At 48.1% G+C, this 21,667-nt stretch carries 22 protein-coding genes; 6 read left to right on the top strand and 16 right to left on the bottom strand.

Going from position 1 to position 21,667, the window contains the following annotated elements; all coding sequences use genetic code 11:
- The 11 genes from fabZ to rpsB all read right to left on the bottom strand — a co-directional run bounded on the left by fabZ (position 1) and on the right by rpsB (position 11,218).
- The gene (fabZ, locus tag ACXAG2_RS07865; RefSeq protein ID WP_303574431.1) at positions 1 to 450 is read right to left on the bottom strand and encodes a 3-hydroxyacyl-ACP dehydratase FabZ; all 450 of its coding nucleotides are present in this window, start codon (positions 448 to 450) and stop codon (positions 1 to 3) included.
- 186 nt (positions 451 to 636) lie between these two features.
- Complete coding sequence (locus ACXAG2_RS07860) at positions 637 to 1,152, bottom strand: OmpH/Skp family outer membrane protein (protein WP_119500493.1); 516 nt, start codon at positions 1,150 to 1,152, stop codon at positions 637 to 639.
- Between the two features lie 48 nt (positions 1,153 to 1,200).
- Positions 1,201 to 3,678 carry an outer membrane protein assembly factor BamA gene (bamA, locus tag ACXAG2_RS07855; protein WP_349584945.1) on the bottom strand — a complete coding sequence of 826 codons (2,478 nt, stop codon included), beginning with the start codon at positions 3,676 to 3,678 and terminating at the stop codon, positions 1,201 to 1,203.
- Between the two features lie 57 nt (positions 3,679 to 3,735).
- Complete coding sequence (gene rseP, locus ACXAG2_RS07850; protein WP_474865766.1) at positions 3,736 to 5,091, bottom strand: sigma E protease regulator RseP; 1,356 nt, start codon at positions 5,089 to 5,091, stop codon at positions 3,736 to 3,738.
- A complete protein-coding gene (ispC, locus tag ACXAG2_RS07845) occupies positions 5,091 to 6,272 on the bottom strand; it encodes a 1-deoxy-D-xylulose-5-phosphate reductoisomerase (RefSeq protein ID WP_474865764.1) in 1,182 nt (393 codons plus the stop codon). The genes rseP and ispC overlap by 1 nt, the downstream gene beginning before the upstream one ends.
- Positions 6,272 to 7,135, bottom strand: coding sequence for a phosphatidate cytidylyltransferase (locus ACXAG2_RS07840; RefSeq protein ID WP_119500489.1), 864 nt, complete (start codon positions 7,133 to 7,135; stop codon positions 6,272 to 6,274). Before ACXAG2_RS07840 ends, ispC begins: the two co-directional genes overlap by 1 nt.
- 53 nt (positions 7,136 to 7,188) lie before the next feature.
- A complete protein-coding gene (gene uppS / locus ACXAG2_RS07835; protein WP_474865762.1) occupies positions 7,189 to 7,959 on the bottom strand; it encodes a polyprenyl diphosphate synthase in 771 nt (256 codons plus the stop codon).
- Positions 7,960 to 7,977: 18 nt separating this feature from the next.
- Positions 7,978 to 8,535 carry a ribosome recycling factor gene (gene frr / locus ACXAG2_RS07830; RefSeq protein WP_119500487.1) on the bottom strand — a complete coding sequence of 186 codons (558 nt, stop codon included), beginning with the start codon at positions 8,533 to 8,535 and terminating at the stop codon, positions 7,978 to 7,980.
- Between the two features lie 16 nt (positions 8,536 to 8,551).
- Positions 8,552 to 9,292: a UMP kinase gene (gene pyrH, locus ACXAG2_RS07825; RefSeq protein ID WP_119500486.1), complete on the bottom strand. Its 741-nt coding sequence runs from the start codon at positions 9,290 to 9,292 to the stop codon at positions 8,552 to 8,554.
- Between the two features lie 193 nt (positions 9,293 to 9,485).
- Complete coding sequence (tsf, locus tag ACXAG2_RS07820) at positions 9,486 to 10,358, bottom strand: translation elongation factor Ts (protein ID WP_474844604.1); 873 nt, start codon at positions 10,356 to 10,358, stop codon at positions 9,486 to 9,488.
- Positions 10,359 to 10,486: 128 nt separating this feature from the next.
- The gene (gene rpsB / locus ACXAG2_RS07815) at positions 10,487 to 11,218 is read right to left on the bottom strand and encodes a 30S ribosomal protein S2 (protein WP_119500484.1); all 732 of its coding nucleotides are present in this window, start codon (positions 11,216 to 11,218) and stop codon (positions 10,487 to 10,489) included.
- Positions 11,219 to 11,622: 404 nt separating this feature from the next.
- Here rpsB and map point away from each other — a divergent pair, with 404 nt between their 5' ends.
- The 3 genes from map (at position 11,623) to dapD (ending at position 16,074) form a co-directional block, all read left to right on the top strand.
- Entirely contained in the window at positions 11,623 to 12,417 is a 795-nt protein-coding gene (map, locus tag ACXAG2_RS07810) for a type I methionyl aminopeptidase (protein ID WP_303574437.1), read from the top strand.
- A gap of 184 nt (positions 12,418 to 12,601) precedes the next feature.
- Complete coding sequence (gene glnD, locus ACXAG2_RS07805) at positions 12,602 to 15,253, top strand: [protein-PII] uridylyltransferase (protein WP_474865759.1); 2,652 nt, start codon at positions 12,602 to 12,604, stop codon at positions 15,251 to 15,253.
- The gene (dapD, locus tag ACXAG2_RS07800; RefSeq protein WP_119500480.1) at positions 15,250 to 16,074 is read left to right on the top strand and encodes a 2,3,4,5-tetrahydropyridine-2,6-dicarboxylate N-succinyltransferase; all 825 of its coding nucleotides are present in this window, start codon (positions 15,250 to 15,252) and stop codon (positions 16,072 to 16,074) included. Before glnD ends, dapD begins: the two co-directional genes overlap by 4 nt.
- 100 nt (positions 16,075 to 16,174) lie before the next feature.
- Here the strand turns inward: dapD and ACXAG2_RS07795 are convergent, their stop codons facing one another.
- From ACXAG2_RS07795 to ACXAG2_RS07785, 3 genes are read right to left on the bottom strand one after another with little or no spacing between them, the layout of a single operon-like run.
- Positions 16,175 to 16,624, bottom strand: coding sequence for a flavodoxin domain-containing protein (locus tag ACXAG2_RS07795; protein ID WP_349584919.1), 450 nt, complete (start codon positions 16,622 to 16,624; stop codon positions 16,175 to 16,177).
- Between the two features lie 22 nt (positions 16,625 to 16,646).
- Positions 16,647 to 17,366 (bottom strand): pseudouridine synthase, encoded by a 720-nt coding sequence (locus ACXAG2_RS07790; protein WP_474865757.1) that lies wholly within the window; start codon positions 17,364 to 17,366, stop codon positions 16,647 to 16,649.
- Positions 17,367 to 17,394: 28 nt separating this feature from the next.
- A complete protein-coding gene (locus ACXAG2_RS07785; RefSeq protein WP_474865755.1) occupies positions 17,395 to 17,706 on the bottom strand; it encodes a YqcC family protein in 312 nt (103 codons plus the stop codon).
- A 109-nt stretch (positions 17,707 to 17,815) separates the two neighbouring features.
- Here ACXAG2_RS07785 and ACXAG2_RS07780 point away from each other — a divergent pair, with 109 nt between their 5' ends.
- Both ACXAG2_RS07780 and ACXAG2_RS07775 read left to right on the top strand, forming a co-directional pair.
- Positions 17,816 to 18,868: a DUF3549 family protein gene (locus tag ACXAG2_RS07780; RefSeq protein WP_474865752.1), complete on the top strand. Its 1,053-nt coding sequence runs from the start codon at positions 17,816 to 17,818 to the stop codon at positions 18,866 to 18,868.
- Positions 18,869 to 18,872: 4 nt separating this feature from the next.
- Positions 18,873 to 19,175 (top strand): DUF3301 domain-containing protein, encoded by a 303-nt coding sequence (locus ACXAG2_RS07775; RefSeq protein WP_303574442.1) that lies wholly within the window; start codon positions 18,873 to 18,875, stop codon positions 19,173 to 19,175.
- 847 nt (positions 19,176 to 20,022) lie between these two features.
- On the opposite strand, the gene ACXAG2_RS07770 is transcribed toward ACXAG2_RS07775, so the two are convergent.
- Positions 20,023 to 20,670: a GNAT family N-acetyltransferase gene (locus tag ACXAG2_RS07770; RefSeq protein WP_474865750.1), complete on the bottom strand. Its 648-nt coding sequence runs from the start codon at positions 20,668 to 20,670 to the stop codon at positions 20,023 to 20,025.
- A gap of 135 nt (positions 20,671 to 20,805) precedes the next feature.
- Positions 20,806 to 21,165, bottom strand: a complete 360-nt coding sequence (locus tag ACXAG2_RS07765; protein WP_474865748.1) for a DUF3192 domain-containing protein — start codon at positions 21,163 to 21,165, stop codon at positions 20,806 to 20,808.
- A gap of 208 nt (positions 21,166 to 21,373) precedes the next feature.
- On the opposite strand from ACXAG2_RS07765, the gene ACXAG2_RS07760 reads away from it, so the two are divergent.
- Positions 21,374 to 21,667, top strand: coding sequence for a hypothetical protein (locus ACXAG2_RS07760; protein ID WP_474865745.1), 294 nt, complete (start codon positions 21,374 to 21,376; stop codon positions 21,665 to 21,667).

Raw genomic sequence — 21,667 nt, 5'->3', positions numbered from 1 at the left:
TTAAACCATCTCTCTCATTGCACACATGAATTCGGCACTGCAAGCTTCTTCACCATCAACGCTGGCGGTACCCTTAAACTTCCAAATCCCTCTGCGCTCTTTGACCAGACAAACATCAAATTCCAGTCTGTCACCAGGCGTAACAGGACGCTTGAAGCGCGCGCAGTCAATGCCGGCATACAAGTATAGCTTATCTGACTTACCCATGGTTTTGAATCCCAGCACGCCGGCAGCCTGTGCCATTGCTTCCAGGATAAGAACGCCCGGGAAAATTGGACGGCCGGGGAAGTGCCCTGTAAAGCAGGGTTCATTCATGGTGATGTTTTTATATGCCTTGATAGACTCGCCTTCCACGTAATCAGTTACGCGATCAACAAGCAAGAACGGATACCGGTGAGGCAATAAATCCAGGATTTCCTGAATATCAATAGTGTTGAGTGAATTGGCCAAAAAAGCTCTCCTAATGCCAAAACCAGTCTGTCATAGGCTTATAGCAGACTGTTTGCCGTATTGTAATTTTAAATGGCGGCAACCATACGCGCATATGCGCTAAAAACAAATCAGACCAACGCCTCACGACGTTAGTCTGCTTGCGGGCTCAGGCCCGGTAATCTTCAGCCGGTAACCGGCCGGACATTACTTAATTTTTTTAACCTGTTCCAGCACTTGCTCAGACAGATCATGCTGGTCGTCTGCGAATGCTACAGCACCGGCATTCAGTACCAGGTCGTATTTTTCTTTCGCAGCCACTGAGTCAATCGCCTGCTTGATCAAGCCCAACAGTTTGTTGCGCTCTTCGTTGCTGCGACGCTGGATGTTCTGTTGCAGAGGCTGACCTTTTTCTGCCAGTTGCTCACGAACACTCAGAATTTTCTGTTGCAGTTCTTTTTTCTCATCTTCACTCATCGTAGCGGCATCACGCTGCAGACGCTCAGCATAGAACTGACCATCTTTCTGAAGCTGGTTAACTTCGTCGATTTGCGCTTTGAATTCGACCTGAATGTTATTAGAGATTTCAGCGGCCTGTGGCATCGCCTGGAATACGCCCTGTACATCCACAACGCCAATTTTTTGTTCAGCCATTGCAGAGGCACTTACCAGCGCACTACCTAACATCAGGGTTGCTACGAATTGTCTTGCCAACTGTTTCAAAAGGAACTCCTTTTTAAAATTTAAGCCCGGTTCACTGCCGGATTAGTATTAGAATGTTTGACCGATATTAAACGTAAAGAACTTGGCATCATCACCATCGCGTTCCTGAATAGCACGCGAGAAGCTGAATACCATGGGTCCCATCGGTGAAATCCATTGTACAGAAATACCGGCGGAACTACGATACTGTGTCCAGTCGGAATAGTCCAACAACTTACCGTACGATGAGTTGATCTGGTCTAAGTTTTTGTACTTATCGTAGTCGAATTCAGTATCCCACACGTTACCTACGTCGAGGAACACACTGGTACGTACTGAATTATCGTATTCAACATCCACAAATGGAGTCGGAACGATTAACTCGATCCCACCCAGTGCCATGGCGTTACCACCCAGGCTCCGGCTGGAGATCTGAATACTATCATCAGCTGCATCGCCCGGATACACCTCTCCGTCAGGACCGGTCACCGTATTATAATTACGTCTGATCACACCACGGGGGCCCACTGTGTTATTTTCAAAGCCACGCAGCGTATCTGCACCACCGGCCGTGAAGTTTTCCGTAAACGGCAGGATCTGCTCGTTACCGTTAATGTCGCCGTAACCGTTACCGTAACCTAAACGCAGACGTGCCAGCACTGACCAGCGCTGATTACGTGACAGCGGAAAATAGAACTTGGTATCGAATACAGTTTTAAAGTAATTCACATCAGAGTTTGGCGTAGTAATACTGAAACTCGCACGTTGCGATGAACCGGCTGTCGGGAACAGACCACGGTTCAGTGTACTGCGACTCCACGCGACACTGGCCTGGAAGCTGTCATAGTTAATAGGAGCTTCCGGATCGGCGGAATCTCGGAACTGATTATAAAACTGCTCAGTCTGCTCGTAATAACCGGTGTTATATAACTCCACACTGGAGTAAGTAATACCGAAGTTAATACGGTTAACTTCGTTGATTGGATAACCAACGTTAGCGCCCACTGACCAGCGCTTAGAGTTGTACTGGATAACGTTAAAGTCAGAGCCGTCGAACTCGCTGTAACCGATGCTACCACCCAGACTGATACCGTCGATGGTGAAATAGGGGTCGTTATAGGTAATTTGAGCTGAACGTTGATACGATACCGTACTGATGTTCAGACCCACCTGCTTACCTGTACCCAGGAAGTTATTCTGCTGAATACCGGCATTCAGACTCAGCTTCGTTCTGTCACCGTAACCGATACCGGCGTTAAACGAGCCTGAAGGTTGTTCCTTCACTGAGAAGTCCACATCAACCTGATCATCAATACCTGGCAGACGGTTAGTTTCGAACTCAACCTCTTCCATGTAAGTCAGACGGGAAAGCTGCGCTTTTGAGCTTTCCAGCAGTGAATTCGACAGCCACGTGCCTTCCATCTGGTTAACGTTATGACGTAATACATTATCAGACGTAACAGAGTTACCTTCGAAGTTTATACGACGCACATAGATACGTTTACCCGGATCGACTGACAAGGTCAGTTTAACCGTTTTATCTTCGTCGTTGATTTCCGGCACCGTGGTCACTGTCGGATAAGCGTAACCAAAACGGCCCAGATATTTACTGATAAATTCTTCGGTATAGGTAACTTCAGCCTGACTGTAAAGCTCGCCAACAGTCAGCGGCAGCACCCGCTCGATATACTCTTCGTTACCCAGCAAATCACCGACAAGCTCCACATCAGAGATGGTGTATTGCTCTCCTTCGGTGACATTCATCGCAACGTAGATGCCGTCTTTTTCCGGCGTCATGGAAACTTGCGTAGAATCAATATTGAAACGCAGGTAACCGCGGTCCATATAATGGCTTCTTAACGTTTCCATATCCCCTTGCAGGGTTTGCTGCTGGTAGCGGGTTTCAGACAGAAAATCCCACCAGGGTGTGTCAAACTGCAGTTCAAGGTCCTGCATCAGTTCTTCATCAGAAAATACTGAGTTACCGACGATATTAATTTGCTGGATTTCAGCGGCATCGCCTTCTTCGAACAGCAGTTTCAAATCAACACGGTTACGGGGCAACGGTGTCACAATAGCAGACACATCAGCATTGTATTTACCAATGCTGTAGAAGAAGTCTTTGAGGCCATTTTCAATTGACGTCAGCACGGTTTTATCCAGCGGCTCGCCCACACGGATCCCGTTACCATCCAGACTCTCCTGTAACTGCTCATCTTTGATGTCATCGTTACCTTCAAAGATAATGTTACTGATAGTCGGACGCTCTGACACTTTCACTATAAGGGTATTACCGTCGCGTAATACCTCTACCCGCTCAAAGTGAGTAGAAGAATAAAGAGAGCGAATAGCCTGGGTGATGCGGAAGCTGTTAAGGCGGTCGCCTACCTGAACAGGCAGATAGGTCAGTGCCGCACCCAGTGCCACACGTTGCAGGCCGGTAATTTTAATATCTTCAACAACGAATTCACTGTCAGACGCTGCAGCATTGGCGAAGCTAGCACTGGAAACCATGATTCCGGCTGCTACTAACTGATTTAACTTCATCTATTCTTTTATTCCTGGCCGCGTTTGCTGTTCTAATGTAAAACTGCCGTTTTGTCCCTAAGAAACAAAGCGACTAATATCGTTAAATATGGCGATGCTCATCATCATGAAAAGCAGTGCGCCGCCAATTTTAAACCCCCACTCCTGCACATGTTCCGGTACAGGTTTGCCCGATGCCCACTCGATGATATAAAACAGCAAGTGACCGCCATCCAGCATGGGAATTGGCAACAAATTGATAATGCCGAGACTGACACTGATCAACGCTAAAAAACTTAAAAAGTACGCCAGTCCATATCCGGCACTGACGCCTGCGCCCTGCGCAATGGAAATTGGTCCGCTGAGATTATTCAGCGATACATCGCCGGTAACCAGCTTGCCGAGCATTTCCACACTGACGGCTGTCAGCCGCCAGGTTTTATCCAGTGCTTTACCCACGGCCTCAACAGGACCGTACTGATGAGTAAAGACATAACCTTCAGGCCAGGGCTCCGCTTTAGGGCTTACCCCTAAGAAACCATCCTGACCGTCAGGGGTATCCCGGCGCGCTATTGTAGCACTAACTGTCTGTTGCTGACCGCCCCGCATTAACGTAATGCTGACGGTTTCACCGGGTAACCCTTTAATAGTGTCAACCAGAGACATCCAGCTTTCTATCTTTTCGCCATTCAGCGCAATCAGTTCATCATCGACCTGTAACCCCGCCTGTTCTGCAGGACTGTCTTCAGAAATGAATGCCACTACGGTGGTAATTTCAGGTCTGAAAGGTACGATGCCCAAACTGTTTAAAGCAGACTGTTTTTCCGGGTCAAAGTTCCAGCCGGCGATATGTAAATTCGTCTGACTGGTCACACCTTGGGCAGATTTCACGGTAATTCCCACCTGAGGTGTACCAATCGCAGAAATCAATTCCAGATTTACCGATTCCCAGTCAGGCGTTTCATGACCACCCACTGTAATGATTTCATCACCGGCTTTTAACTGAGCCTGCGCAGCAAAACTGTCCGGCGTTATATCGCCAATCACCGGCTTTACTGTATTCTGACCAATCAGGAACATCATATACAATGCGAGCACTGCAAAGATAAAATTTACACCGGGGCCAGCGGCAATAATAGCCATACGTTGTAAAACAGGTTTGTTATTGAACGCCAGGTGACGCTTTTCCGCAGGCACGTCATCCACACGCTCGTCGAGCATACGTACATATCCGCCCAGCGGTATAGCGGCTACCGCAAATTCGGTGCCCTTCTTATCTTTTCGTGTCCAGAACGGTTTACCAAAGCCAATTGAAAACCGCTCGACATGCACGCCACACATCCGGGCAACAATAAAATGTCCCCACTCGTGCACCGCGACTAAAATACCCAGTGCGACTATGAATGAACCTAAACTCCACAGAAACGTGAACACTACACCTTACTCCGTACCAGTTCTGTGGCGACTTCCCTCGCCATTCTGTCTTCTTCAAGGATCTGTTGGAGTGACGATACCGTTACAGGTTCCATTCTGTTTAACGTTTCCTCGTTAATTGCTGCAATATCGGTAAAACCAATAGCGCCATCCAGAAAGGCGGCAACGGTAATTTCATTGGCCGCATTAAGCCGCGTTGTGGCAGCCTGACCGCTGTCACAGGCATCAATAGCCAGTTTCAGGTTAGGATACCGCGCGTAACAGGGTGACTCAAAAGTAAGGCTTGCCATTTTCGCAAAATCCAGCGGTTCAACACCGGCATCAATACGTGCAGGCCAGGCGAGGCCATAAGCAATGGGCGTACGCATATCAGGGTTGCCTAACTGGGCAATCACCGAACCATCGGTGTACTGTACCATGGAATGGATCACACTTTGAGGATGCAGTACCACCGTAATATCTTTTGAAGAAACACCGAATAACCAGCAGGCTTCAATAAATTCCAGTCCCTTATTCATCATGGTCGCCGAGTCCACCGTGATTTTCCGGCCCATGGACCAGTTCGGGTGATGACAGGCTTCCTCTACAGTGATGGTGTGAAAGGTGTCAATATCGCGGTGACGGAAAGGTCCGCCGGAACCGGTAAGCAAAATTTGACTGATCCCTGCCTGCTGCAATTCACCATAGCGAAATCCTTCAGGCAAACACTGGAATATGGCATTGTGTTCACTGTCTATGGGAAGAATTTCTGCCCCGCTCTGATTAGCGGCATCGATGAAAAGTGCACCGGACATAACCAGCGCTTCTTTGTTTGCCAGCAATACACGCTTACCTGCTTTTACCGCTGCAAGGGTTGGCAATAAGCCTGCTGCGCCAACAATGGCCGCCATCACCGAAGTCACCTCCGGTGCACTGGCAACTTCTTCCAGCGCCTTAGGGCCACAAAGAATTTCCGAACTGACTTTCATCGACTGCGCCAGCTTCACCGCATCGTCATACAAATTATCGTCTGCGACTACCACGTAACGTGCTGCGCAGCTGATTGCCAGCTGCATGAGCTTTTCAAGCTGACTGTTGCCGGTAACAGCGAAAACCCGGTATTTATCCGGGTGTCTGTTGATAACGTCGAGGGTACTGCAACCGATGGAGCCGGTTGCGCCAAGTATGGTAACTGTCTGCATCAAGCCATCCAGGTAACATAGCAAAATGCAAATACGGGAAAGGCCGCAGTGAGGCTGTCGATACGGTCAAGAATACCACCGTGTCCGGGCAGTAATTTGCCGCTGTCCTTAATGCCTGCACAGCGCTTCAGCATGCTTTCGTTCAAATCACCCAGCGCAGATACCGCCACGGTAATACCACCAATAAGCAAGTGCAGCCAGATGCGGTCTGTTGCTACCTGATAATGTAATGCTGCAAAAGCGATAATAGCGAAAGACGCACCGATACCACCGATTAAACCTTCCAGCGTTTTGCCGGGTGACACATTAGGCCGCAGTTTATGGCGACCAAATTTAACGCCGCTGAAGAATGCGCCGATATCCGCCGCCCAGACAATACCGAGCACATAGAAAATAAGCGATGAGCCGTATAAGGTGTCAACATCATGAAGACTGGTTCTGAGACTGATAACTGCAACCCAGGTAGGAATTAAGGTCAGCAGACCGAAGCCTAAACGAATCAAATTATTGTTCCGCCAGAAAGCAGAATACCGGGGATAGAATATGATCATCCACAGCGAGAACATCCACCAGATAACGGATACGCCCAGGATGAAATGGTAAAGCCCGTGGAGTTGCCCCTGGTACCAGATGTATTGGGCATCCACTATGGACGATAGCACCAGACACAGCGCGAAAACAAAAGCAGCAAACATGGCTTTGCGGGGACGTGCTGTGATGCCGGACATATTCGCCCACTCATAAGCCCCCAACCCGACGACACCGGCAATGGCAACTTCAAACTGCCAGACCGGTAAAAAAAGGATGGCTATCAGCGCCAGAGGCGCCAGAATTAATGCTGTTATTATTCGTTGTTTTAGCATAATTGGCGATGTGCTCCTGATGGCGGTGCCGGCACCGCCGTTAGTTGCAGGCTTCAGTTCCGTGGAACGCTGACCTGTTCGCCCGTAAGACCGAAACGGCGCTGGCGTAGTTTGAAATCATTGACTGCCTGCTGAAAAACATCTTCAGAAAAATCAGGCCATAACACGTCAGTAAAATAGAGTTCAGCGTAGGCACATTGCCACAGCAAAAAGTTGCTGATGCGATGCTCACCGCCTGTGCGGATAAGTAAATCCAGCTCCGGCAGCCCTGCTGTTGACATTTTTGCGTCGAAAGCCTCTTCAGTGATATCTGCAGCAGTCATCGAGCCTTCTGCTACAGCCTGAGATAACTCCCGCGCCGCATTAACGATATCCCAGCGGCCACCATAATTGGCAGCAATATTGAGAACAAGATCCTTATTGTCAGCAGTCATTTCTTCTGCTTTGCGGATCTTATCTTTCAATTTATCATCAAAAGCTGAAACGTCACCGATCACTTTTAAACGTACACCGTTTTTATGTAATCGCTTCGCTTCATTATTCAAAACAAGATTAAAAAGCTCCATCAATACAGACACTTCTTCTTCCGGACGTTTCCAGTTTTCACTGGAAAACGCGAAAAGCGTTAATGACTGAATACTATTCTGACGGGCAAAACGCACAACTGCCCGGACAGATTCCACGCCGGCTTTATGGCCAAACGTTCTGATTTTGCCTTTTTTTTGCGCCCACCGACCGTTTCCGTCCATGATGATCGCAACATGCTGAGGACCCGGTACATTGACCGGGGTCTCAGTGGTTTCAGGCGCTGTGTTAGACCGCATTCCTAACATAGTAACTTTTTAAATTTCCATCAGTTCTTTTTCTTTGTCTGCCAGCATGGCATCCACTTTTTTAATGAAATCATTCGTCAGAGACTGAATGTTTTCTTCCGCAGCTCGGCTTTCATCTTCACTGATTTCTTTTTCTTTCAGCAAATCTTTAATGTCACCGTTTGCGTCACGGCGGATGTTACGGATAGCAACACGACCACCTTCCGCCTCGTTACGTACAACGCGGATAAGATCTTTACGACGTTCTTCCGTCAGCGGAGGTAACGGAATACGAATCGACGCCCCTGCACTCATCGGGTTGAGGCCCAGATCAGATTGCATGATAGCTTTCTCTACAGCCTGAATAGCACTTTTATCAAATACACTCAGCGCCAGCGTGCGGCTGTCTTCTGCGACAACGTTCGCAACTTGCTTCAGCGGCGTATCCACACCGTAGTAAGGCACCATGATGCCGTCAAGCAGGCTCGGGTGAGCACGGCCTGTACGAATTTTGCTTAACTGACTTTTCAGTGCACTGATGCTCTTATCCATACGCTCTTGCGCATCTAATTCAATTTCATCAATCACAGTTGTTTCCTATTTCTTACTTAAAATTTTCAGGATGGTCGATCAACGTACCTTCCTGCTCACCCATGACAACCCGCTTCAGACAGCCCGGTTTGTTCATGTTGAATACGCGGATAGGCATACGGTGATCACGTGCCAGAGTGAAAGCAGATAAATCCATCACTTTGAGTTCTTTTTCCAGCACTTCCTGATAAGACAGTTGGCCATACAGTGTAGCGTCAGGATTTTTTACCGGGTCGTCGCTGTATACACCGTCTACCTTAGTGGCTTTCAATACGGCTTCAGCTTCAATTTCAATGCCGCGCAGACAGGCAGCAGAATCGGTAGTGAAGAAAGGATTACCGGTACCTGCAGAGAAGATCACTACGCGGCCGGATTTTAATAAGCTGATAGCTTCTGCCCAGTTGTAGGCGTCACAAACACCATTTAAAGGAATAGCAGACATCAGGCGGGCGTTTACAAAAGCACGGTGCAATGCATCACGCATAGCCAGACCGTTCATGACAGTGGCTAACATACCCATGTGGTCACCCACTACACGGTTCATACCCGCTTTCGCCAGGCCTTCACCACGGAAAAGGTTACCGCCACCGATAACTAAGCCAACCTGTACACCCAATTCAACCAGCTCTTTAATTTCCTGAGCCATGCGATCGAGCACTTTAGGGTCGATACCGAATCCTTCGGAACCCATTAGCGCTTCACCGCTGAGTTTTAACAAAATACGTCGATAGGCTGATTTTGGTGTGATACTCATTGTTTGAATAGTCCTTATGAATTCGGCTTGTCTCATGCCTCGTTATACATAACAAGAAATGACGCAAGCCGACTCGTTACAAGCGATATTTTTACTGTCAGGCAGTTGATTGCCTCACTCATAAAAAAGCACCCCCGAAGAGGTGCTCTGTAGTGTATCCGACATTGGCCGAATGAAAAAGCGAAACGCAGAATTATTTCTTCGCCGCTTCCATTTGAGCCGCAACTTCAGCTGCGAAGTCTTCAGTTTTCTTCTCGATACCTTCACCCACTTCAAAACGGATGAAGTTAACAACGTCAGCACCTTTGCTCTTCAGCAGTTCACCAACAGAAACAGAAGGATCTTTAACGAAAGGCTGACCTGTCAGGCTGATTTCGCCGGTGAATTTCTTCATACGGCCAGCAACCATTTTTTCAGCAATATCAGCAGGCTTACCAGACTGGATAGCCAGTTCTACCTGGATTTCTTTCTCTTTTTCTACTACTTCAGCTGGAACTTGCTCAGGCTTAACGAACTGAGGGCTTGCCGCTGCAACGTGCATTGCTACGTCTTTAGCCAGTTCTTCGTCGCCACCGTTTAAGATAGCGATTACGCCGATACGACCGCCGTGCACGTATGCACCCAGGTTGTCGCCTTCAACGTTGATAACGCGACGAGGAGAAATGTTTTCACCGATTTTAGCAACTAACGCGTCACGCACTTCGATAACTTTCGCGCCGTCTAATTCAGCTTCGTTCAGCTCTTCAACAGAGTTGATGTTACCGGCATGTGCAACGGCCAGAACTTTGTTACCGAAGCCCAGGAAACCTTCGTCACGGGCAACGAAGTCAGTTTCACAGTTTACTTCCATCATGGTAGCGCGGTTGCCTTCAACCTGAGTCAGGATTACACCTTCAGCGGCAATACGGCCAGCTTTTTTAGCGGCTTTAGCCTGACCAGACTTACGCATGTTTTCGATGGCCAGTTCGATATCACCGTCGGTTTCAACAAGCGCTTTTTTACAATCCATCATACCTGCGCCGGTACGCTCACGCAGTTCTTTAACAAGTGCTGCAGTCACTGCCATTTTTCAATTCCTCAGCATTAAACATTTAATAAGGTAAAAGGGGCTATTGGTGCCCCTCTTGAGATATTCGGTATTTTTGATGACAGTGGCATGTCATTGCCATGACCACTGTCACCGGTCAGGTCTGATTACTCAGCGGCTTCTACGAAGTCGTCTTGCTCAGCCTGAACTTCAAGGTTGCTTTCGCGACCTTTGTTTACTGCATCAGCAGCAGCATCAAGATACAGCTGGATAGCACGGATCGCGTCGTCGTTACCAGGGATGATAAAGTCAACACCGTCAGGGTTAGAGTTAGTATCTACAACACCAACTACAGGAATACCCAGGTTACGTGCTTCAGTGATTGCAATGTGCTCGTGGTCAGCGTCGATAACAAAGATCACATCAGGCAGACCGCCCATGTCTTTGATACCGCCAAGGCTGCTTTCCAGCTTGTCCATTTCACGTTGCAGCATCAGCGCTTCTTTTTTGGTCAGCTTGTCGAAAGTACCGTCTTGTGCTTGTTGCTCAAGATCTTTCAGACGCTTGATAGACTGGCGAACTGTTTTCCAGTTAGTCAGCATACCGCCCAACCAACGCTTGTTCACGTAGAACTGGTCACATTTCTGTGCTGCATCTTTTACAGCTTCACCAGCCGCACGCTTAGTACCAACAAACAGGATTTTACCTTTCTTGGAAGCAACACCAGACAGGTAGTTCATTGCTTCGTTGAACAGAGGTACTGTTTTTTCCAGGTTGATGATATGAACTTTGTTACGGGCACCGAAGATGAAAGGCTTCATCTTAGGGTTCCAGTAGCGGGTTTGGTGACCGAAATGCACACCGGCTTTCAGCATGTCACGCATTGATACGTTAGCCATGATATTTTCCTCTTGGGGTTAGGCCTCCATATACCCCTTCCATCGATCCGCGCAATCTGTGAAGACCTTGCAGACACCCCGATGACAAGTGTCGGTATATGTGTGTTATTTAAAAAGTTAATTTACGAATATTGCGGCCCGGATAAACAGTGTTTTTCCGACTCTCACAAAACGCGGGCGCTTTATACCACAACAGGCCCCCATGCTCAAGTTTTAACGTCATCTGAGGCTGTCAAAATACAGGATGACTATACAGTCGCGCTGTCAGACGTTACCATAATAGCAATCATGCGCCTGCCGTTTTAATTTGTGATAACTTCAAATACCTGAGTCAGGTATATCATCAGACTAAACACATTTCCGGCGCATTCCCGTTTTCTCTGTTATCAATGATCGAGGGTACAGTGGCAGCTATTATTAAAACCGCTGAAGAAATTGAAAAAATGCGCGTTGCCGGCAAACTCGCCGCAGATGTGCTGACGATGATTACACCACATGTAAAAAAAGGTGTAACCACAGACGAACTGAATACCTTATGCCACGACTATATTGTCAATGAGCAACAAGCAATTCCGGCACCATTAAACTATGGTCATCCGCCCTTTCCAAAATCTATATGCACGTCGGTAAACCATTGTATTTGTCATGGCATCCCGTCGGATAAAAAACTTAAAGACGGCGATATCATTAATATTGACGTAACCGTGATAAAAGACGGTTACCACGGCGATACCTCAAAGATGTTTATCGTCGGTAAGCCCGCCATTCTGGCTGAACGCCTGGTGCGGGTAACACAGGAGTGTTTGTATAACGCCATCAGGCAGGTAAAACCCGGCATGCGCCTGGGGGACATCGGTCACCTTTGTCAGACACACGCTGAATCGCATAACTATTCTATTGTCCGTGAGTACTGCGGACACGGTATTGGTGCAGGTTTCCACGAAGAACCTCAGATTGTGCACTATGGCCGTCCGGGCACGGGGGATGAACTGGTTCCGGGTATGTGCTTCACAATCGAACCCATGGTAAATGCCGGTAAGCGCCACTCAAAGGTACTGCCGGATCAATGGACTGTGGTCACTAAAGACCGTAGCCTGAGCGCCCAGTGGGAGCATACTTTGCTGGTTACTGAAGACGGCGTTGAAGTACTGACGCTGCGTGAAGAAGAAGATTTGCCCAGAGTTATCAGCCACAGTTAATTCTGGCCGGTAAGTTTTTCCGACAGGCGTATCCCGGCGCCTGTCCTTCTCCCTTAGTTATAACTTTTTCGACTAATTATTCACTTTTTAGCTCATTTTCATCACCTTTGCATAATGCGAAAATATGACGTTTCATGTTATTGTTCGCCAGATTTTTCCTTTCTGAAGTAATAAAAGGCACATTTTGAGCTTACAAAGACTAATCGAACAGGCCGAAACCATCACCTCCGCTGAAGATATCGCAGGTATCAAAGCGTGTATTACCGCGTCTAATCAGTGGCTCGAAAGTGCGTTTGATACGACACCGGTGGATCAACTGGTCACCGGCCGTGCGAAGTTTGTGGATGCCATGCTTGCCCACCTCTGGCAACTGATGGGTCTGGATGTTGTATCCGGCCTGGCGCTTTGTGCGGTAGGGGGATATGGCCGCGGTCATCTTCAACCGCATTCAGACATCGACTTATTAATTGTCAGTCACAAAAAGCTCAATAAAGATGTGCAGGAGCGTATCAGTCAGTTCATCACGCTGTTATGGGATATCAAACTGGATGTGGGTCAATCTGTCCGTACAGTGAAAGAAACACTGCAACTTGCTAAAGAAGATATCACGATCACCACAAATCTTGTGGAGAGCCGCCTGCTCACCGGTGATATGGATGTGTTTGAAACACTGTGGGATAAGCTGAACAGCCGCAAAGCCCTTTCATCGAAAGACTTTTTCAAAGCCAAGTACGACGAGCAAATGGCCCGCCATGCCAAATTCAATGGCACGTCTTACAACCTTGAGCCTAATATTAAAGAGAACCCGGGTTGTTTGCGTGATATTCAATCCATCGGCTGGGTCGCGAAGAAGCATTTCAAAGAATATGACGGCTTTAATCTGGTTGGACACGGTTATTTTACTGAAGAAGAACATGGCGAACTGATAAGCTGCCGCATGCACCTCTGGCGTATGCGTTTTGCTCTGCACCTTGTAGCCGGACGCAGTGAAAACCGCTTACTGTTTGATTACCAGCCGGATGTAGCAGAAAAACTGGGGTACGGCCGCGACGGAAAAGCATCAGTGGAAAAAATGATGCGTGACTTTTTCCGCATTATCCGCCGTGTGAGTGAACTGAATAAAATGCTGCTGCAACGGTTCCGCTACGATATGCTGAATCAGAGTGTACAGTCTGAAATGCCGGTTAACGCAGACTTCAAACTCCTGGACGGAATGATATCCCCTACCCGCTCCGGTGTATTTGATTGCCCGGAAGCTGTGCTGGATTTTCTCAAAGTCGTGGCCGACACCCCTGCGGTACAGGGACTGGACACCGATACCATCCGCCAGCTCAGGAATGTCCGCAGAAAGTTTGAAAATAACTACTACGTAGAACGGGAAGGTTGCCGCGAACGGCTGATGCTTCTTTTCGGCCATCCGCACTTTTTCGATTTCGCATGGGATATCATGCATCAGTACGGCATTCTGGAATGTTACCTGCCTGAATGGGACAAGATTGTCGGCATGATGCAATTCGATTTATTCCATGCCTACACCGTTGATGAACACACCCACCGTGTGGTGAAAAATGTGAATCATTATTTCCAGCCGGAAAACATTGAATTTCCCCGGTGCGGCAGAATTGTCCGTAACCTGGACAAACCTGAGCTGATTTATATTGCCGCAGTATTTCACGACATTGCAAAAGGCCGGGGCGGCGACCACTCAGAACTGGGCGCTGAAGATGTGGCAAAGTTTGCCGGACTACATGGCATAAAGCCGAAAGATGCAGAGCTGATTGAATGGCTGGTCGAAAACCACCTGCTGATGTCAGTGGTTGCCCAGCGTCGTGATATTTATGATCCGGATGTGATCAGCGAATTTGCCACCGCCGTGCGCAGCCACACCCACCTGAACCTTTTATACGTACTCACTCTGGCGGATATCCGCGCCACCAATGATAACCTGTGGAACGACTGGAAGTCATCGCTGCTCAGAGAGTTGTATCTCATGACCCAAAAGGCACTGGACAATGGTTTGCAATGCCAGGTCACGCTGGACGACCGGGTAAAAGAACATAAACACACAGCGCGTATTATTCTGGACGCGCAAGGCGTGCCGGAAAACGATATTCAGTCGCTGTGGGATCGTCTGGAAGACGATTACTTCGTGCGCTTCAAGCCGGCGCAGATTGCCTGGCATACACTGGAGATTTTAAACGGGGAAAAATCCGTACTGGCAGACAATCCCGACGCTCTGGTTGTTAAAGCTAATGACAACTCCGCAAAAGGCGGCACTGAAATTCTCATTTACGGGCGGGACCGAAAAGCACTGTTCGCTCAGGTTGCCTCAGTCATAGACAGCAGAAACTGTTCAATTCACGATGCCCACATTACAGTCACCCGTGACGGCTATGTGTTTGACAGCATTCTGGTGCTGGAAAATGACGGTTCCAGATTAAGCGGTGAAAATCGTACGAAGAGTCTGGAGAACGCCATTCTTTCTCAACTGGAAAAGCCGGGACGGGCCCATGACAACAAGCGCAAACTTTCCCGCCAGATGCGTCAGTTGGATGTCCCCACGAAAGTCCGCTTTTTTACATTAAATGATGAAAGCACACTGATAGAACTGGAAGCGCTGGACGCCCCCGGGATTCTGGCTAAAATTGGCCATGCATTCGTGGATAAAAGCGTGGTGCTGAAACTGGCAAAGATTGCCACCATCGGGGAACGTGCCGAAGATATTTTTATTGTCAGCAACGACGCTGGCAAATCATTAACCCAGGAGCAGCAGGTTGCCCTTAAAAAGCAAATCCTGTTTAAACTCGATCAACTTGAAGACATCAACATATCATGACTGAATTGAAATCCATCATTGAAGATGCGTTTGAAAACCGTGACGCTTTGTCACCCTCTTCTGCGCCGGACGAAGTAAGACAAGCTGTTGCAGACGCTATCGCTATGCTGAACAGCGGTAAAGCCCGCGTAGCGGAAAAAATTGCCGGTGAGTGGGTTGTTCATCAATGGCTGAAGAAAGCGGTATTACTATACTTCCGTCTTCACAACAATGACATTATCGATGGTGCTGAAACAACATACTTCGATAAAGTACCTTTAAAATATACCGGCTACACTGCTGAACAATTTGCCGCGGAAGGCGTACGTGTTGTGCCACCGGCTGCAGTACGTACCGGTTCATTTGTCGGTAAGAATGTGGTTGTGATGCCGTCTTACGTAAACATCGGCGCATTTGTTGATGAAGGCACTATGGTAGATACGTGGGCAACTGTTGGCTCGTGTGCACAAATCGGTAAAAATGTTCACCTGTCTGGCGGCGTAGGCATTGGTGGTGTACTGGAACCACTGCAGGCCAACCCGACGATTATTGAAGATAACTGCTTTATCGGTGCACGTTCTGAAATCGTTGAAGGCGTGATCGTAGAAGAAGGCGCGGTAATTTCTATGGGCGTTTACATCTCCCAGAGCACCCGCATTTATGACCGTGAAACCGGCGAAATTACTTATGGTCGCGTACCGGCAGGTTCAGTTGTGGTTTCAGGTTCTCTGCCTTCTAAAGATGGCTCTCACAGCCTGTATGCAGCGGTCATTGTGAAGAAAGTGGACGCAAAAACCCGTGCAAAAGTAGGCATCAACGCCCTGCTCCGTGGGGTAGAATAATTCTGCGGATCACATAAATAAAAAGCGCAGCCGGGAGTATAAACTGACCCGCCTGCGCTTTTTTCGTTATAGCTGCCTGCTATAAACACACTGACGGCGATTACACCACCAGTTCATCTTTGATAGATTCAACAAACGCCAGCACCGGCTTTTCCGGCTCAAAGCATTCGATAGCATCCACCTCCAGCATCTCAGCCACGGCTTTACCCTGCAATTCGCTTAGCAATTCAAACCACTGGCGTCCTGCTGCACAATACGTATCTCCGTAGCTGCTGTCACCTAACGCACAAACAGCGAATGGTTTTCTGTCGAGCAACGGAAACTGGTCTTTTAGATCTGAAAATACAAATTCCAGATTCGGTGGCACATCTCCCTGTCCGGTTGTTGATGTGATCACCAGCAAAGCACCGGCGTCAGTCACATCTGAAACTTGCGGATCACTGCACACCTGACACTCGATTCCTTGCGCACTCAGGGATTCAGCTACCGTTTCTGCGGCATGCTGCGCATTTCCGTAAACACTGCCGGCAAGAATGGTTAATGCTGTCATATCAGCCCTCTTTAATCAGTCATTAAGTCACCTCGTACCCGGCCAGGTTGCTGAGCATACTGGCAAAAGGCGCATGAGGCGTTGTATTGATGGTAACGGTTTTTCCCGTCACCGGATGTGAAAATTGCATTAAAGTACACGTAAGGGCTAATTGATTAAAACCAAACTGCTCCCGTGCAAATTTATTTTGTTTGCCATCACCGTGTGAGGTGTCACCGATGATTGGATGGCGTAAATGAACAAGGTGTCTGCGCAACTGATGTTTGCGTCCGGTAAACGGCCTCAGCGCCACCAGCGAATAACGCGCAGAATCATACCTTCCCACCGGCACAGGCACACTGAATTTTTTCATAACCGTGTATTCAGTTACTGCATGCTGCGGGGCTACGTCCTCTGCCCGGTGAGCATCGGCAAACTTGTCCCGTTTAAACGTGAGGGCATAATCGATGAAACCACAGCCGTTCATCCATCCGCGCACCAGAGCCTGGTAGCCTTTACGGATTTGTTTGCCCATCATTGCCTGCCCCAGCTGACTGGCGATCTGTCCGTTAAATGCAAATACCAGTACACCGGAAGTAGGCCGGTCCAGACGGTGAACCGGATAAACGTGCTGCCCCACAGTATCCCGTAACTTCTGAACGGCAAATTCAGTTTCCCGCTTATCTATCGGGCTGCGGTGAACCAGCAACCCCGGAGGCTTGTCCATGGCAACAATGTGATCATCCCGATATAAAATCTTCACTGGCTGATGACCGGTTATCAATCCCGCTTCACTCTCCACAAACAACCTCGTCAAGTTGCTGCAGCACCAGATGCAAATCCACCTCGCCCGGCAACGCAATTTGCGCCATCGGCAGTAAAGCCATATTGGTGGGTAAAGATTGCCCTGCAGCGATTAATTGCTGAAAGCGGGGAATGAAAATAAATTGCAGCCATGCTTCAAAGGCCAGCGTATCGCGGGCGAAGGGCTGCGTACTTTGCAACGCTTCCGGCGCCGGTGCTGTTGACGACCAGTAGCCACCTGCTTTAAGGACTGTTTCCAAATCTTTCAGTAACAGACCAATGTGTTCAACCTGTGACATAACGGCTCTTTATGATGAAAAGCGGCCATTATAGAGTCACTGTTACGGTAGTAAAAGCCCCGGCACACCGTTATCATACCGCCTTTGTTTTCAGGTGGAGCAGTTCAGTATGTCCGGTCAGTCAGCCCAATCCATTCAAACACTCAGCGAATTTCTGCTTCACGCAGGAACGGACTTTCAATTGTTTGATTTAGGCCGCGGTGTACACCCTCTGGACACACAGCAATTCCTTGAAATGGAAAGCGGCATGCGCCCCTGCCCCAGACCACGCCAGCAACACGCCTGGTTTGGCATTGTTTTCTGGTCGGGCAAGCCGGTAAAATATCATTATATCTGGTTTCTGAAGTTCCCGGTTGATGAACGGGGTTTACTGGTCATGGCCGCCCGTAATCATTTTTTGCAAATTATTGTCGATGTGCTCGGTAGCAGTCCGGAAAATGAAAAGCAGGATACATTGCCGGATAATCCTTACTCTTTTGTGCCGGTACAGTCGCAGATGGCGCAGTTCAACGCCCTGACCAGAAATATGCTCGGCCTGCCGGCGGCGCCGGGCACAGATAAAGTTGCGCAGTATGTAAAAGCCCCGGCAGTCAGTGACTGGCGGGAACTCTCTGTACAGGCCATTGCCGATTATGCTACTACGCTGACATCAGATGACGCGGTCACCGCTGTAATAACTAACCTGTCACTTTTTCAGCAGGATTTTGTCAAGACACTGATGGAGAGTTGCGAACCCGTCGACCTGGCACCAACATTGAAACAGGCCATCGCCGTTTACTGTCAGGAAACGCTGATTGAGAACCCGGTAACGGGTCTGGCAGCATTGCGGGCGCTGGCCAACGAAACAGCAGATAACACTGTCACAGCACTGTTGACAGATTTACTGAACGGGGAACAGGCAGATATTCATCTGCTCAGCGTGATTGCCGGCCGCCACTATGCGCAGCTCGATGAAACCCTTCTTGTTCGCTTTTTTGAAAATGCTGCCGCTGTGGATGATAAAGAAAACAGGCAAGGCGCAGTATTTGGCGGCTTTTTCTCTGACCTGGTTCAGTTACCGGTGCTGAGATTACAGGTACTGACCCTGTTGAGAACGGATACGTGCAGCGAAAAGCTGAAACTGGCCTTCGGGCGGTTGTTTAACCAGGCACAGAAGCAGTAAACAAATGACTTTAGGTGAATTAACTTTATTTCTGTTGATTGGATTTGCGGGCTTTCAGTTCTGGCGGATCCGCAGCATTTCAGAGGCCGCATTCGAACACGCGCGCCGGTACTGCGACACGCATCATCTCCAGTTGCTGACACTGGCCCGTCGCTCCACACGACTGACTTTCAAATATGCAAAGCCAGACTGGCATTCACGATTTGAGTTTGAATTTTCCGGAAACGGAGAAGACAGATATACAGGAGAAATGGAAATGGTGGGAAAACGGGTACTCAGAACGCAATTACCGCCTTACCGCGTATAAAAACGCAAAAAAAGCGATAGCCCGACGCTATCGCTTTTTCTGAATTTTGAGCGTCCTTCTCTGCGATCCATTGCAACTTTCACCGTCCAGTAAAAATCCGTATGCGCCCCTTTCCTTCTTTTCCTGCGTCATCCTGAGCAGGCCACTCTGTTCCGTGAGCGGATCCCTTTCCATTTTTCCTATAGTAACTACACATCCTTCGTGCAGCATTCTTCAATCCCTGAAGTTGTCCATTGCGTTCATCATGAACGCTATCCTAATCCCTTAATCCATATTAACCACTCATCCGTGCAGTGGTAATCCCCGTTCCTGAGGTTGTCCCTGATGCGCTTTCCTTCGCGCTTCCAATGTCCTTATTACCACAATCCCCGTGGTATTCTTCATCCTGAAGTTGTCCCTGACGGTCATCCTGACCGTATCCCTTTTCCGTTCTCCTGAAAACTGGCTCTTCCTGAGTCAGTATTCCGTTCCTTCGGTTGTCCGCAGTTCATCCATGAGTGTCGTAAAGTTCATCCCTGACTCGTCGTGTTTCCCTGTGACATGATTAATAGTACTGATCCTGAAGATCTGTGCTACATGCTTTTTTCAATTATTTTCACCGTCATAAATCTGTCATTACCGGCATTACCAAAAAGTCTAATAAAAACAGCTACTTTATACTTTGGTATAATAAAAGCGTCATAAAAAAAACTTCAAAGTCCCACACTTTTGTAAGACATGTCTTACAAACTTTTGGGTAATGTCTACAGGGGAAATTTTGTGAAAAAACACCGGTAGCAGAATAATGATGAAAAAAAGCGCAACCATCAGGTTACGCTTTCAAAACAGGTAGATAGAGGCTAAGTGATCAGACCAGCGGCTTTGGCTTAAAGAGGATCTCTCCGGTAACGTCAGACACTGTGATCACCGAGATCTGTTGATAGAATCCGCTTCTGAAGAACTTCAGATATTTGGGCAGGCTCACAAAAACGCCTACCCCTTCGCTGGATGGGTCTTCATTTACAATACTGTCTATTGCCCCCATTAATAAATGACCCAGACCATGATGCTGATGGTCCGGATGGACGGCGATAAAAGATACCATATGATAATGTTCAGCGGGCATTGCACTACGGATCTTCTCTTCTTTCTCAACCATAGCACGGGTACTGAAATAGCCTGCTGTCAGCAGCATTTTCAATCGCCAGTGCCAGAAACGCCCGCTGGAAAAGCTGCTTCCGGGTTTCGTCAGACAAGTGACAGCCAGCAAGCGACTGTCTTCGAACAAACCTATCATGGGTTGACCTGCATCCCAGAAGGCATCCAGCTCTTCTCTGATGGCACTGCGCAGACGGCCTTCATAGCCTTCTTTTTCTGCCTGAAAGATGTCCATGAACAGAGGATCATCATGATAGGCGTTATAAAGAATTGAAGCGGCTACTTTCAGATTGTCGGCAGTGAGGAATACTGCACGCACGTCTTCGATATGTACATCTGGCTCAAGAACGGTATTCATGGGACGATCTCCTGTAAATGAGAACAGGCGGATGTACTACTGACGCCTGACAAACAGTTATAGCCTGTTTTTTAATCACTTTACAGAAGAATGCCCCATTTGTTAACTAAAAGTTAACTCACACTATTTAGCGGTTCAGAGCTGGTTGTAAGCACCGTCCCCCCAGCCCGTAAGAACACCGTCACGGAATACCAGAGGCGTACATTCGTCTTTAGATGTGACACCATCATCCATGGTGCGTTGAGTACGGTAGAACAGTACGCGGTAAGCGTGATCATTCTTATCGTGCATTTCGTTAAAGTCGGCTACACCCATTTTGCGGACAACCGATTCATAGGTCATACCGGCCTCTAATTGCGAAACATGCTTACGGTTATTGTACTCGCGATCCTGCCAGTCTGAAGAATAGTGTCCGTCATCTCCGCCTACGGAAATAACACAACCGGTGAGTGTGAACGGTGAAATAAGAGCAGCGGCCAGAATAAGATGTTTCATTGTAATCCTTTTTTATAAAAATAATTTCAGTGGTTTTATTAACACCTTAAGAATCAATTTTCAGACCACAAATTAACTCACTGATTTTGTTTAACATTATAAAATTTAGCAAAGTAAACCGGGTTAAAATTTAGTGTATTACACTATTAACTGGTGCTTTATACTATTCCCGAAACCTCTGTATTCTCAGTAACCGAAGTAAGGAAAAATGATGTCTCACGCCGACCAGTCACAACAACTCGTTATGATTTGCCACAAAATGCACAAGGAAGGTTTGCAGCCCGGCGTAGGGTTGTTGCGCGCGCGGGCTCCTTTCAAAGTCTCAGTGACGCAGGCTATCGATGCGATAAAAGCCTGGAATGCCAGCAGCAAAATGCCGGCAACACCAGCTTCAGATGCCGGAGACCGGGTCGCTGCGCTGGAAAAACGTGTCAGCGAAATGGAATCGGCTATTGCGATACTTGAACAACGTCTCGCACAATTGAGTGATAAAACAGCGTAA

Source organism: Alteromonas sp. ABH4_456, assembly GCF_056160645.1.
Note: the sequence above shows the minus strand (reverse complement) of the source record. Positions and strands in the feature narration are given on the sequence as shown.

Bases quoted from the DNA above. Each gene is read 5' to 3' on its own strand.
- uppS (WP_474865762.1), bottom strand. From the start codon at position 7,959: ATGCGGTCTAACACAGCGCCTGAAACCACTGAGACCCCGGTCAATGTA.
- ACXAG2_RS07765 (WP_474865748.1), bottom strand. From the start codon at position 21,165: ATGAAACATCTTATTCTGGCCGCTGCTCTTATTTCACCGTTCACACTC.
- pyrH (WP_119500486.1), bottom strand. From the start codon at position 9,292: ATGAGTATCACACCAAAATCAGCCTATCGACGTATTTTGTTAAAACTC.
- ACXAG2_RS07760 (WP_474865745.1), top strand. From the start codon at position 21,374: ATGATGTCTCACGCCGACCAGTCACAACAACTCGTTATGATTTGCCAC.
- dapD (WP_119500480.1), top strand. From the start codon at position 15,250: ATGACTGAATTGAAATCCATCATTGAAGATGCGTTTGAAAACCGTGAC.
- tsf (WP_474844604.1), bottom strand. From the start codon at position 10,358: ATGGCAGTGACTGCAGCACTTGTTAAAGAACTGCGTGAGCGTACCGGC.
- ACXAG2_RS07840 (WP_119500489.1), bottom strand. From the start codon at position 7,135: ATGCTAAAACAACGAATAATAACAGCATTAATTCTGGCGCCTCTGGCG.
- rpsB (WP_119500484.1), bottom strand. From the start codon at position 11,218: ATGGCTAACGTATCAATGCGTGACATGCTGAAAGCCGGTGTGCATTTC.
- ACXAG2_RS07775 (WP_303574442.1), top strand. From the start codon at position 18,873: ATGACTTTAGGTGAATTAACTTTATTTCTGTTGATTGGATTTGCGGGC.
- ispC (WP_474865764.1), bottom strand. From the start codon at position 6,272: ATGCAGACAGTTACCATACTTGGCGCAACCGGCTCCATCGGTTGCAGT.
- ACXAG2_RS07780 (WP_474865752.1), top strand. From the start codon at position 17,816: ATGTCCGGTCAGTCAGCCCAATCCATTCAAACACTCAGCGAATTTCTG.
- ACXAG2_RS07785 (WP_474865755.1), bottom strand. From the start codon at position 17,706: ATGTCACAGGTTGAACACATTGGTCTGTTACTGAAAGATTTGGAAACA.
- bamA (WP_349584945.1), bottom strand. From the start codon at position 3,678: ATGAAGTTAAATCAGTTAGTAGCAGCCGGAATCATGGTTTCCAGTGCT.
- ACXAG2_RS07795 (WP_349584919.1), bottom strand. From the start codon at position 16,624: ATGACAGCATTAACCATTCTTGCCGGCAGTGTTTACGGAAATGCGCAG.
- ACXAG2_RS07770 (WP_474865750.1), bottom strand. From the start codon at position 20,670: ATGAATACCGTTCTTGAGCCAGATGTACATATCGAAGACGTGCGTGCA.